Source organism: Rhizobium sp. BK312, from assembly GCF_014193605.1.
Taxonomy (GTDB): domain Bacteria; phylum Pseudomonadota; class Alphaproteobacteria; order Rhizobiales; family Rhizobiaceae; genus Rhizobium.
The window spans coordinates 534,795-546,989 of sequence record NZ_JACHZP010000001.1; the positions used below are offsets into that span (position 1 = coordinate 534,795).

The 12,195-nt window shown below is 58.2% G+C and carries 15 protein-coding genes and 1 tRNA gene; 4 read left to right on the forward strand and 12 right to left on the reverse strand.

The genetic code is table 11. From position 1 onward, the window contains the following. Positions 1-85: 85 nt before the first annotated feature. Together FHT85_RS02585 and FHT85_RS30385 are read right to left on the reverse strand one after the other, a co-directional pair. Positions 86-316, reverse strand: a complete 231-nt coding sequence (locus tag FHT85_RS02585) for a hypothetical protein (protein WP_112411641.1) — start codon at positions 314-316, stop codon at positions 86-88. Between the two features lie 715 nt (positions 317-1,031). Further along, complete coding sequence (locus tag FHT85_RS30385; protein WP_246779864.1) at positions 1,032-1,394, reverse strand: hypothetical protein; 363 nt, start codon at positions 1,392-1,394, stop codon at positions 1,032-1,034. 408 nt (positions 1,395-1,802) lie between these two features. Here FHT85_RS30385 and FHT85_RS30390 point away from each other — a divergent pair, with 408 nt between their 5' ends. After that, positions 1,803-2,942, forward strand: a complete 1,140-nt coding sequence (locus tag FHT85_RS30390) for a hypothetical protein (RefSeq protein WP_246779865.1) — start codon at positions 1,803-1,805, stop codon at positions 2,940-2,942. 214 nt (positions 2,943-3,156) lie between these two features. Next, a complete protein-coding gene (locus FHT85_RS02595) occupies positions 3,157-3,366 on the forward strand; it encodes a hypothetical protein (RefSeq protein WP_183773951.1) in 210 nt (69 codons plus the stop codon). Positions 3,367-3,383: 17 nt separating this feature from the next. Here the strand turns inward: FHT85_RS02595 and FHT85_RS02600 are convergent. Continuing rightward, positions 3,384-3,459, reverse strand: a tRNA-Ile gene (locus FHT85_RS02600). A gap of 163 nt (positions 3,460-3,622) precedes the next feature. Here FHT85_RS02600 and FHT85_RS02605 point away from each other — a divergent pair. Beyond that, entirely contained in the window at positions 3,623-4,366 is a 744-nt protein-coding gene (locus FHT85_RS02605) for an SIMPL domain-containing protein (protein ID WP_112411638.1), read from the forward strand. 123 nt (positions 4,367-4,489) lie between these two features. Here the strand turns inward: FHT85_RS02605 and FHT85_RS02610 are convergent, their stop codons facing one another. From FHT85_RS02610 to FHT85_RS02625, 4 genes are all read right to left on the reverse strand, one after another. After that, a complete protein-coding gene (locus FHT85_RS02610) occupies positions 4,490-4,828 on the reverse strand; it encodes a hypothetical protein (protein ID WP_112334374.1) in 339 nt (112 codons plus the stop codon). A 244-nt stretch (positions 4,829-5,072) separates the two neighbouring features. Further along, positions 5,073-5,378: a hypothetical protein gene (locus tag FHT85_RS02615; protein WP_112411637.1), complete on the reverse strand. Its 306-nt coding sequence runs from the start codon at positions 5,376-5,378 to the stop codon at positions 5,073-5,075. A gap of 179 nt (positions 5,379-5,557) precedes the next feature. Then, positions 5,558-5,983, reverse strand: coding sequence for a secondary thiamine-phosphate synthase enzyme YjbQ (locus tag FHT85_RS02620; RefSeq protein WP_112411750.1), 426 nt, complete (start codon positions 5,981-5,983; stop codon positions 5,558-5,560). A 79-nt stretch (positions 5,984-6,062) separates the two neighbouring features. Beyond that, positions 6,063-6,416, reverse strand: coding sequence for a DUF1428 domain-containing protein (locus tag FHT85_RS02625; protein ID WP_112411636.1), 354 nt, complete (start codon positions 6,414-6,416; stop codon positions 6,063-6,065). 137 nt (positions 6,417-6,553) lie between these two features. Here FHT85_RS02625 and FHT85_RS02630 point away from each other — a divergent pair, with 137 nt between their 5' ends. Continuing rightward, positions 6,554-6,946, forward strand: a complete 393-nt coding sequence (locus tag FHT85_RS02630; protein ID WP_409527316.1) for a GNAT family N-acetyltransferase — start codon at positions 6,554-6,556, stop codon at positions 6,944-6,946. 14 nt (positions 6,947-6,960) lie between these two features. Here FHT85_RS02630 and FHT85_RS02635 read toward each other — a convergent pair whose 3' ends face one another. From FHT85_RS02635 to FHT85_RS02655, 5 genes are all read right to left on the reverse strand, one after another. Next, a complete protein-coding gene (locus FHT85_RS02635) occupies positions 6,961-7,887 on the reverse strand; it encodes a LysR substrate-binding domain-containing protein (protein WP_112411634.1) in 927 nt (308 codons plus the stop codon). 288 nt (positions 7,888-8,175) lie between these two features. Further along, on the reverse strand, positions 8,176-9,405 hold the full coding sequence (locus FHT85_RS02640; RefSeq protein WP_112411632.1) for an MFS transporter: 1,230 nt from the start codon (positions 9,403-9,405) through the stop codon (positions 8,176-8,178). A 94-nt stretch (positions 9,406-9,499) separates the two neighbouring features. After that, on the reverse strand, positions 9,500-10,231 hold the full coding sequence (locus tag FHT85_RS02645) for a B3/4 domain-containing protein (RefSeq protein WP_112399045.1): 732 nt from the start codon (positions 10,229-10,231) through the stop codon (positions 9,500-9,502). A gap of 81 nt (positions 10,232-10,312) precedes the next feature. Next, on the reverse strand, positions 10,313-11,119 hold the full coding sequence (locus tag FHT85_RS02650) for an AraC family transcriptional regulator (RefSeq protein WP_112411631.1): 807 nt from the start codon (positions 11,117-11,119) through the stop codon (positions 10,313-10,315). A gap of 91 nt (positions 11,120-11,210) precedes the next feature. Then, positions 11,211-12,188 (reverse strand): DMT family transporter, encoded by a 978-nt coding sequence (locus FHT85_RS02655; RefSeq protein ID WP_112411630.1) that lies wholly within the window; start codon positions 12,186-12,188, stop codon positions 11,211-11,213. Positions 12,189-12,195: the final 7 nt, after the last annotated feature.

A 12,195-nucleotide genomic window follows, 5' to 3' on the forward strand; every position in this document is an offset into this window, starting at 1 on the left:
CCCTTTGAAAACAGGAATTTTTAGCCAGGGCGCGACGTAGGCGCCGCATAGCGACGCCACAGGTACTTCTTTCAGAAGGAACGGTTTAGGCCGCGCGACGGCTGCCATCCTCATCAAGGGAAGGCCCGCTTTCCGTCGTCCAAAAGCACTCAAGCTTCCCGGTATGGGAATTGATGTGCCAAATGGCGATCAGCGGCGGACGCTGCGGCGATACGGAACGTTCGGCCGGACGGCTGCCGGTCGAAACGGCAAAAGCGTTCGGGGCTGAAAACTTGGTTGCGAACCTGCGTCCGCGGAAAAGAACGATGTTGTTCATGGCTCACCTCATCGGCCCGCCTGACGGCAGATCCGAAGGGCGAGCCGGACAGGCTAGGCCCGACCGACGCTCGCCCGGCGAATGCCGGCAGCGGTCCAGGTTGTTGCGATGACCGTCCGGATGCAGCATGACGCCACAACCGGATAGCGACTAGGGTAGCTGTCCATTAGTTTCTTGATCTGTTGGTTTCGTAAGCCTTCGCCTGACGTCGCGAAGACATGGCCGTAGTGTCACAGCCGCGAAGAGCGGTCAATCAGGCGATGGTGCACCGCCATTATACCAAAGTATAAGCCGTGGGCTCTGTTGGCGAATGGACCGATAGGGGCAATAAAATCCTGACCCTAATTGAAGTTACCATTTCTGTGGCGGGGAAGTATCTGGAGGCCGGGAGCTTCTCTAACACCGCGTTGGTCATGAATTTTCCGACCGCCAGTAGTTGCGGGGAAGATGGAATTTAACCAATCAGGACTGTTTTCTTAACGGACCTGCATCGGAAACGAGCTCGCCAGACGTCGAATGAATGTCGGAAAACTGAGCTTTTGTGCAACAATAACTTTCGAAATTAAAGCTCGAGAATAGTTCATTTGCAAATATTTGTGCATTGCATCAGGAATATATAATCGATTCCACTGTCATTTCGCCGTTTATCCAGATGGAGCGCGAAAGACGGCCGCGGTTATATATCTGAAGCAATATAGAAGGCGCGATGAAATTTTTACTCAGAACTTTTGGTGAAATCGCTCTTCTGGATGACGGCGAACATCAAATAAAGTTCCCCAAGAAGGCGCTTCTGATTATTGCCTATCTGCTCACGAGCGATAGAAAATCCGTCAGCAGAACAAATATGGCGAGATTTCTCTGGGGCGATGGCGACTTGGCGAATTCGCTGACAAATCTTCGCAAGCTGGTCTCTCGTATCAAGAGCCGCCAATCGGAATTGAACACCGAATTTCTGACCTTCGACGATACAGATATTTACCTGGTAACCGGCTCGCTCAAAAGCGACATCTTCCCGGCCGACGCAGACACGTCCAAGGATTCGATAAAGAGCGTTGCTCGCTTGATCGAGGCCTTGCAATCAAAGTTCATGGAGCGGGCCAACTGTCAGACCAGAGCCTTCATCGACTGGCGAGAGGGCGAAAGAAAGCGCCACTTTGCGATCTTGAAGGAAACACTGGATGCGGCGGTGAAGCTTCCGATAGCGACCAGCGATGCCGCACTCATCAAGGAGGCGGCTCTCCTTCTTTTCGAAGCCGAGCCGCAGGACATTGCAACGCATCGTATATTATTGAAGGCTTTCGATGCCGAGGGCGGTCTGGAACAACTCAAACGCATATTTACGCAACGTAAGGATCTCGCCTCATCATGGCCGGCGCTCCTTCGGGCATCCTCTCGCTCATCAATATCGGCCGCTGCGCCGCATTCGACCGCCATATCCGAACAGGATATCCCTTTGCGGACGATCTCGCGCATTCCACGTCTCGCATTGCTGCCGCCCGCCAGCGGCAGTACCGATGACATGGCAACCATGCTCGCGTCCTCCCTGATCGAAGATATCACCCTTGGCTTTGGCGCACTGCATAGCCTGAGAGTGATCGCCCCCTATTCCGCTGCTCAGATCGGACGCCAAAGCGGCGATCAAACCACGCTTTTCGAGCGATACGACATCAATTACGTCTTGGAGAGCCGATTAATCGGGCCGAGGGAAGATCCCACGCTCTTTACGCAGCTCATCTCATTGCCAGGCAGCAAGATTCTGTGGGCGGAGCACTTCTCCTTCGCTAAACCGGATCTTGCGCGCTACAAGCGCGAAATCTCGCAGGAGGTCGTGCGCATCGTTGTCGCGAAGGTCGAGCATCATGAATTGGCGCGCATATATTTTGAGCCAAACCCTGTCGCGTATCACCGATACCTTGTCGGGCTGCAATATCTCGATCGCCCTACCCTGCCCAACCTGACACACGCCCGCAAGGAGCTGAAAGCCGCGCTGCGCCATAGCGCCGATTTTGTACCGGCCCTCGGCTCCCTTGCCCGCACCTATTCCAAGGAATGGCGGTTAACCCCGCGCGGCGAGCACCAACTGCTGAAGTCGGCCGAAGATTTTGCCGAACGCGCCATCTCGGTTCGCAACGATTTGTCGGACGGCTATCGCGAGCTGGGCGTCGCCAAGCTTTTTCTGGGTTCTATCGACAGCAGCGTAGAAGCGTTGGAAATAGCGGAGACCCTCAGTCCGCATAACGCCGATATTATTGCCGACCATGCTGACACTCTGGTCCACTTTTCCCGGCCCGGCCTGGCTCTCGAAAAAATCCAGCGGGCCATGGATCTCAATCCCATAAATCCGGATGTCTATCTCTGGATCGCCGCCCGAGCGAATTATGCCCTGAACCAGTTCCAGACCGTACTCGATTATATCGGCCGAATGATCGATCCAAGGCAAGCGGACGGGCTTGCCGCAGCGAGCTGGGCAATGCTCGGCAATCAGGATGAAGCCCGCGCACTCGTTCGTCGCGTCCGCGAGAACAATCCTGCTTTCGACGTCGATGAATGGCTATCGCTCGTCCCCGTGAAGGAGCGATGGCACAAGGACCTGTATCGAGAAGGTCTCAAAAAGGCAGGATTTTGAACGCTGAAGCCTCCTAGCCGTAGATCTTGGCAACCCTCCCTGAGGTAGATCGAACGTAGACATCATCGACGCCACCAAGACTGGCGATCTTCATTTTCTTGTTACGGAATATGGAAAGCCGTTTTCTGTTCCAGGATTTGGTAATTGGTTTGGGGACGCCGCGAGAAAAGCGAGGATTGAAAAAACTCACGGGCTAAGGAAGTTGGCAGCAACGATGGCCGCCAGTGGTGGGGCGACTGCCTACGAACTGATGAGCCAATTCGGCTGGACCAACTCTAAACAGGCGGAAGTTTACACCAAGGGGGCTGATAGAGCTCGCCTTGGAGTGAAGGCTTCTCGCATCGTCTCTGAACAGTTGGCGAACGAACTTGCCCCTCCATGTGAATCTGGCGAGGGGAATGTTGCCGAAAATGAAACAAAATGAATTGGTTAAAAAATGACTGGTGGGCCCGGAGGGACTCGAACCCCCAACCAAGCGGTTATGAGCCGCCGGCTCTAACCATTGAGCTACAGGCCCGGGCGCAGCAAAAGACGTTGCGCTTGCGATTCCGGAGCAATGGTTCTCCGAAGCCGACTTGGCTCTAACCCAATTTCTCTTTTCCGACAAGGGACTGCCGTAATACCTTCACAATGAATCCGCAAAAGCTCATCTTGAGGGATCATCAACCAAGGAACGAACCATGCTTCTGACGAAAACCAGAGATTTTGCTCTTGCTGCTCTTGTCAGCGCCACTTTTTTCGTGCCGGCGGCTGCTGCCTTTGCCGAAGATGGCAAGCCGCGCGAGGCCGTTATCACCGTCACCGGCGAGGGACATGCGGCGATCGCGCCGGATATGGCTGTGGTGACGCTGACGGTCGTTCAACAGGCCAAGGCAGCCCAGGACGCTCTCGATCAGAACAACAAGGCCATGGGTGCCGTGCTGGCAACGCTGAAGGAAAGCGGCATTGCCGAGCGCGATCTGCAGACCTCCGGCTTTTCCATTCAGCCGCAATATACCTACCCCAACGACAAGGACGGCCACAACCAGCCGCCGGTTCTGAACGGCTATCAGGTAACGAACGGCCTGACCGTTCGCGTGCGCGATCTCTCCAAGCTGGGCGGATTGCTTGACCAGGCGGTTAAGCTCGGCATCAACCAGGGCGGCGATATCCAGTTCACCAACGACAAGCCGGATGCCGTACTCGAAGAAGCACGCAAGAAGGCGGTCGCCGATGCCGCCGCCAAGGCAAAGACCCTGACGGATGCCGCCGGTGTCAAACTCGGCCGTATCATCGCCATTCATGACGGCGTCGTTGCTGCACCGCCTCAGCCCTATATGCGCGCCATGGCTGCATCCGCACCGATGGACAAGGCCGTCCCTGTCGCAACCGGCGAGAACGAATACAACGCATCGGTGAGCATCACTTACGCGATCCAGCAGTAGACAAAACAAAACCGCCCTTCGCTCAGATCCCATCGGATCGCGCAAAGGGCGGTTCCGCGGCCCCCGCCAAAGGCGAAAAGGTCAGAGAACGAAAACGGGCGCTCTATGCGCCCGTTTTGATTGTCAGCGGCCCAGAAGCGGGCAGCCGCGAACATTGGCAAACATCATCGTATCCGGACCGCGGCGGCCGAAGCCGTCAACGATGACACGGCGCGGCGTCACATCCACGACCCGAGCGCGGCGCAGACCATAACTGCGTGCAACATCCACGGCCTGGCGCGGATCGCAGCCACGGCGGTCAAAACGCGGCGGCGGACGATCATAATCCGGCGGTGGCGGGCGATGGCGGCCCGGGTTCACATAAATATCCACGCCCTGTGCAGAGGCAAAATCCGCAGTGCCCGACAATGCAGTCACTGCGACACAGACAGCGACCCCCAACTTTGCCAGCATTTGTCTCATTGTGTTCTCCGTGAAGCAGAAGGCCTCTCTCACGCCAGCGAGAAGTGCTGAACGAGTGCCCGAGAGGTAAAGGCATGATGCTGAATAAGCTCGGAATCAGCCATTCATCCATTATTCAGCTACAATGAACGCTAAGGGGAAACCAGAGGGCCGATAGTAGCATAGAGCTAAAATAAAGCCGCCTCTCTTTTGGAGACGGCTTCAAATTCATCACATAGATGTGGAAAACCTCGGTACGCAGCAATCAGCGGCGGATCAACGGGCAACCCGGCGCATTAGCGAACACAACGCGATCCGGGCCACGGCGGCCGAAGCCTTCGACCACGACGCGGCGCGGCGTGATATTGTCGATGCGAGCGCGGCGCAGGCCCATGTCGCGTGCTTTCTCAACAGCAAGACGGGGCGAGCACATGCGGCCGCGCGGGTGATCATAGCGAGCCTGCTGGATGCCAGGATGGAAGTCGTTGGCCGATGCCGTCATGGTGGTGGCGGACATGGCGCCGAATGCCATGAGAGCTGCAATACCTGCCTTGGCGAAAAGATTGGTCATGGTGTTTCTCCTTCAAATCCTTGCTGCGGATCGTTGCAATCCCCTTATTGGTCGCTCATTGGTGAACGCCCTTGGGATTGGGGCCACGTTAGGTCAGCCAAGCTGAACCGAACACGAATTGGCCGTTCAGATTGTATTCACGACGGTTAACAACTGATTGACGCAGCGGCGGATGAAGCTCAGGCGGAAAAATGCAGCACGATCTCGCGGCGATGTGGTCGGTCGCGATGCTCGAAAAGATAGATCCCCTGCCAGGTGCCGAGCGCCAGCCGACCGTTCATCACCGGAATGCCGATGGAAACCTGCATCAGCGCAGCCTTGATATGCGCCGGCATATCGTCCGGCCCCTCCATCGTGTGCACGATCCAGCGCATCGACGGATCTGAGGATGGCGGCACGAGCCGGCTGAAGAAGGCCTTGAGATCGGTCTTCACATCGGGATCGGCATTTTCCTGAACCAGAAGGGAACAGGAGGTGTGGCGTACGAAAGCGGTCAGAAGCCCCTCACCGCCTGCCGCTACTGAGCGGACGAATTTCGCCACTTGATCGGTAAATTCATAGAGCCCCTGACCATGGGTCGAGAGCGTGACAACGGTTTGTGGCATGGCATCCCCGAACATGACGATAGCGATGCGCATCAGGTCGGGCGCAGTGGCCGGATGTCAAGTCCGGCCTCTGCTCGGACTAAAGCTTTATGGCGACCTTGAAGCCGCCATAGATCAAGCGCTTGCCGTCAAAGGGCATGTTTTCCATCTCATCCTTCAACCGGGGATCGGCCATGACCTTGGCCAATATCGAATCGCGGCTTTCCCGTGATTCATAGGTGATCCACGAAAACACCACGACCTCGTCTTCCGTTGCCTGAACGGCACGCGGAAAAGAGGTGAGTTCGCCATAGGGAACATCGTCGCCTATGGCCTCGACGTAGCTGAGTGCGCCATATTCACGCCAGACCGCCCCGGCTCTTTGCGCCAGCACCTTGTAAGCCTCGATCTTGTCTTTCGGCACAGCGACGATGAAACCATCGACATAGGACATTTCAGCCTCCTCGGTTCTATGTTCACCTTCAAAGGACGATCGACCACAACCGGATCCGACATCGGCAGCAGATATATTCCGCACGCTTCCGAGCGGTCGGAATGAATGCGCCGAAGTAACACGCGGGAGAAATGCCAATGGCTATAGAATACAGAGATAATCCGGATCTGGGAAACGAGGCGCTCAATGCCCTGTGGGCGACCGCCTGGAACACTCCCCACCCACGGGACTTCCAGCCCATCCTTTCCCGAAATCTCGCCCATGTCGGCGCATTCGCTGGCACGAGACTGGTCGGCTTCGTCAATGTCGCCTGGGACGGCGGCATTCATGCCTTTATTCTCGATACCTGCGTCGATCCGGAATTTCGGCGCAGAGGCATCGCAAGCGCTCTCGTCGAGCGGGCGAAAACCCTGGCCAACGAACGTGGCGCGGAATGGCTGCATGTCGATTTCGAGCCGCATCTCAGCAGCTTTTATCGAGGGCTCGGTTTTGCTCCCACTCAGGCTGGCCTCATTCGGCTGCGCGATTAACAGGCCATCTCCCACTAGTCCGGCAAACGAACCTGCGCGAGCAACCAGTTGCGGAACAGGGCCGCAGCCGGGTTCAGCAAGGCGGCCGGCGGATAGACCAGGCTATAGCTGACGGCAGCCGGCTGCACCTCGACAAAGCATCTCACCAACTTTTTCTCGGCGAGATCGCGTGCCACCAGCGAGCTTCGCACGAGAGCAAAGCCGCGGCCCTGTCGGCAAGCCTCCAGCATCTCGGCAAAGGAATCGAAGAGAGGCGCCTCCTCCACAGCCCGTGCGATATCGAAACGCACGCCGTCCTCACCGCCGCTCTCGCCAATCACCTGCTCGTGCCAGCGCTGCCAATCAAGAATCGTATGCCGCATGCCGGAATAGCGCAGAAGCGGAGCGGCTCTAATGGCCCAGCGCGGCGGCAGTCGTTTGGACAGTTCCGGTGAACTGACGACGAACTCTTCGTCCGTCAGCAGTTCTTCATGGGTGAAAGCCGCGTCGGCACGGCCGAGCCAGATGGCGAGATCGGTACCTCGAGGCTGAAAATCCGGGCGCTGGTAGCCGACAGCCAGCTTCACCTCGATGTTCGGATGACGCTGGCAAAAATCCGGCAGCCGCGCCGCCAGCCACTGGCTGGAAAACTCCGGCGAGACGGAGACCGCGACGCCGCGAACCGAAATACTCGCGCGCGCTTGGTACAGTGCCGCCTCCAGCTCGGCGATCACGCCTGAGATTGCTGGGTGCAGGCGGGCGCCCAACGATGTCAGCCGCGCTCCATTTCGGCCGCGATCGAACAGACGGCCGCCGATCCATCCTTCCAACTGCGCAAGCTGGTGGCTGACCGCCGTCTGTGTCTGCCCGATCCGCTCGGCAGCACGGCCGAAACCGCCGGTCTCGGCAATGGCGCAGAATGTCTGAAGCACCGAGAGCGGTGGCAACGGCCTCTTTCCCATGAAAATCCCTCATGCTTTGTAGCCTGAGGATTCATTATACATCGCTCTATTCCAAGCGCACCTATCTACTGACCAAGCACTTCGAGGTCACAGATAGATGAACATCCTTCATATTGACAGCTGGAGAGCATGGGTCGTCCGACTCCTGATCTGGCAAGGCGCCGCGGAACGACGCTCGCATAATGAAGGTGGCCGAAAGCGAGACATGTTGCCGGAGGAAAACCAACATCTGCTGCGGGACGTCGGGTTAATCAATCTCGCGGAAAAGCAATCCAAGGATGGACGCCGTTAACCTCTGAGCGTCTTCACCCTGGTCAGATCTGGAAAGAGGCGCATCCAGAGGAGCACCACGACGATGGTTCCGACGCCGCCGACGATGCCGGTCAGGACAGGTCCAAGTGCAGTGGCAAGCATGCCGGACTCGAATTCACCGAGCTGATTGGAGGTGCCGATGAACAGCGAATTCACGGCATTGACGCGGCCGCGCATAGCATCAGGCGTCAGAAGCTGCACGAGCGAGCTGCGCACGACGACGCTGACGGTATCCGAGGCTCCGACGACGAAGAGCGCCGCGACCGAAAGGATGATGTTGCTCGAGAGCGAAAAGACGATAGTGGCGACCCCAAAGATGAGCACGGCAAACAGCATCTTCTTGCCGACATCGCTCTGCAGCGGCCGACGTGCCAGCCAGATGGACATGGCGAGCGCGCCGATCGCCGGCGCGGCACGCAAGAGGCCGAGCCCCCAGGGTCCGGCATGCAGGATATCGCGCGCGAACATCGGCAGCAGCGCCGTCGCTCCGCCAAGCAGCACGGCGAAGAGATCGAGCGATATCGTTCCCAGCATGACCGGGCGGCTCGCGATAAAGGAAACGCCGGCAAAAACGGAGTTCAGCGTCACCGGCTCGCGCGATGCCGGTTGCTCCCGCTCGACCCGGATCGAAATGACGTTGACGCTCGCGATTATATAAAGCACGGCCGACATGGCAAACGGAGCAACGGGACTGACGCCATAAAGCAGACCGCCCAGCGAAGGCCCGATGATGAAGGCCGTCTGCATCATCGAAGTGGAGGTGGCAATGGCAACCTGCAGCAACGAAGACGGCACGATATTGGGTAAAAGCGCTGCCATCGTGGGACGTTCAAAGGCGGTTGCTGCGCCCATGACGGCAACGGCAGCCAAAATGCCGGCGGGACCTATCCAGTGCTGCCAGACGGCCACCGCGAGAACCAGCGCTGTCAACGCCTCGATCAGCTGGCAGGCAAGGCCGATGCGGCGGCGGTCGAAGCGATCGGCGACATGCCCGACGATAAAGGTCAGAATGACCATCGGCAGAAACTGGCAGAAGCCGACGAGGCCGAGAAAAAAGGCGCTATGGGTCTGATCGTAGATCATCCAGCCCATGGCAACCGTGACAGACTGAAAGCCTATCGAAGAAAAGACGCGCGACGCAGCGAATGAACGATAGCCGGGGTGACCGAGCACGCTTGGCCGGCCTAGAGTCTGCAATGTATCCATGGGCCTTTTTGTCTGCCGGCAGGAGCGCTCGCAGACTTGCTTCTCAACAATCGAATTTTCTACACCTCCCTGCTCTGCCTCGATGCGCCTCCTGTCAATCTTGTTTTTGCTGCAGCTGCAAATTCATCGCGGACGATAGATCAAATCGCGGTGAAGACGAGCTGAGAACACCCTGCCTGACCTCGATCGACCATATCGCCGCCAGCTCCGCTGCGATCGTATCGATCAGCTTGGGAACATCGCTGGCCGCAGAACCGTGCAGCGCTTCCGCGACGATAAGCACCGAGTGTGTGTCGTCACGCATTGCGGACAGGCCGCTCTGCCGATTGGTCCAGCGGCGGGCATGTGCCTGCCCAGCCGCATCTGCAAAGATCACCTCCCTCGCCTCCGGATGCTCCACCTCACCGGAAAAGGTCAAATAGGATTCGCTGCAGCTTGCATGCCGCACTTCGATATTGCCGGAGATTTTCGAAAGATCGAAAACGGCAACGGGAATCGCGAAGGCGATCGAGATGGCATTGCAGAGATCGACGAGCGGATGCAGCCGCGGCAACGACCCCTCCTGGCGAAATCGGCGCAGCAGCGCTTCGGAGGCGCAGCGATATTGCGTCGGCTTCAATCCCATTTTGGAGAAACCACGCCGCCAGGCCTGGATTTCAGCCATCTCGCTTTCCGGACGTCTCGCCAACCGCTCTGTAGCGATCGCATGATATTTTGCGATCCGACCCTCGACATCGGCAGTCGAGGTGATCCCTTCGGCAGATAACACACCGGGAACCAACTCAGGGAACTCACTCCAGATCTCGTTCGAATGTCGGAAAAACATCACGCCTCCTCGTAGGTCTCTGCTTGTCGCAGCAGAAAACCTCGGCACCATCTTTCCGTCTTGAATAAAATTGCGGAAGCTTCAGCCGGTGGCTGCCGCATAGGCGCCCGGCGAAACGCCGAAATTGCGGACGAAGAGGCGCGTCATATGGCTCTGATCGGAAAAACCGCTGGCAAAGGCCGCTTCCGCGAGAGACGTGCCCGCCGCAATCAACCGCCGCGCTTCGTGAATGCGGCGCTGCATGAGGTAGGCGTGCGGCGTCAGTCCCGTCGCCTTGCTGAAGGCACGCAGGAAACGGAAGTGGCTCAGCCCGCATAGTTCTGCCAGTTCGGGGAGGGTCAATGGAGCGGCGGGATCGTCATCGATCAATTCCCGTGCCCTTTTGATATCAGCGGGAATGGCATCTTCGCGCAAGGCGCCTGCCCCCTCGCGCATCACATCGGCTATAAGCGACAGAAGCAGTTCATCCCGCAGGAGGACATTCTCAGCCGCATCCTCGATCAGAAGCGAAAACAGGGTTTTGAAATGCCCGGCCATCTCGCCGCCGCGGATGACAGGCGATGGAAATTCCACCGCGCCGAACCTGCCCTCGCCGACATCGCGCAACAGATCGCCGATCAGCCGGGGATCAAAATAGAGCATGGACCATGCGCGGCTTTCGCCGATAGGCATGCCGTCATGCACCTCGTTCGGGTTGACGCTGATGACGTCGCCGGCCTCGGCATGCACCATCCCTCGCCCGCTCAGCGACCTCTGCGCGCCGGCCTCGATGACACCGATGCCGAACTGGTCATGTGTATGCTTGGGGAAGCTATGGCCGGTTTCGGCCCGAACTGCCTCGATGCCGGCAAGGCGAGAGCGGTATATCCTGAATTGACCGGACTTCATCCTGGTGCCTTTCATCCCGCCCATTCGCTGTATCAGCTATGACATCCTATTCGAGCGGCAATTTTGCGCATCCGCAATCAGGACACAAGGCTTAAGCGCCTCCTGCGGCCTTGTGATCCTCCACCGTTGCCAATGCCGCCTGCGTATCGCCGGTAACGGCGGCCGGCAGCGGCGTGCCGCGCTTGCGCTCCCGCGCCAATGTCAGCAAGCCGGAAAAGATGATGAGGACGATGCCGACGGCCATCGGCATATCGATGCTATCGTTGAACAGCAGGTAACCGAAGGCGATCGCCCAGAGCATCTGACTATATTGCGGCGGCGCAACCAGATTGGCGGGCGCCATCTGCGCGGCCGTCAAGAGCAAGACGCTGCCGCACGCGCCAAGCAGGCCGTAGCTCGCGAGGAATATCCACTGCGTCAGCGTCGGCATGGTGACTTCGGACAGCATGAGAAGGCCGCTGACGATAAGCGTTCCAAAAAGACCAGCGCCATAAAGCGAGATGCGCTTCTCCTTTGAGCCGAGCGCGCGGTTGACGACGATGGAGATCGCCGCCGCAAGACCGCCGATCGCCGCACAGAGATGACCGATCGAAAGCTCGCGAAAACCCGGTCGCAGGACGATCAGCACACCGACGAAACCGAGAATGACCGCCGTCCAGCGCTGCCAGCGTACATCTTCCTTGAGAAAGATCACCGAGAGAATGGTGACAAAGGACGGCAGCAGAAACAGCAGCGCGAAGGCTTCCGCCATTGGCAGCTTGGTGAAGGCAACGACGGAGCAGATCGCGCCAGTCGCGCCGCAGACGAAACGCAACAGCCACAAGGGACGGTTCGACGTCCTCACCATATCAAGCCATTCGTCCTCCCGTTTCTTCAGGAAAGGCACGGCAGCAAAGCCGAACAGCGCGCCGATGAAGGCGACCTGATAGGAGGGGATCACCCCATGCAGGATCTTGATCGAGGCATCGCTGAAGGCGAAGACGGCATAGGACGCGAATGCCACAAGGACACCACGCAGGGCGGAGCGGCTTGCGGCCGCAGAGCTGGAATCGGCTGTAATCGAGGACATCGGAATC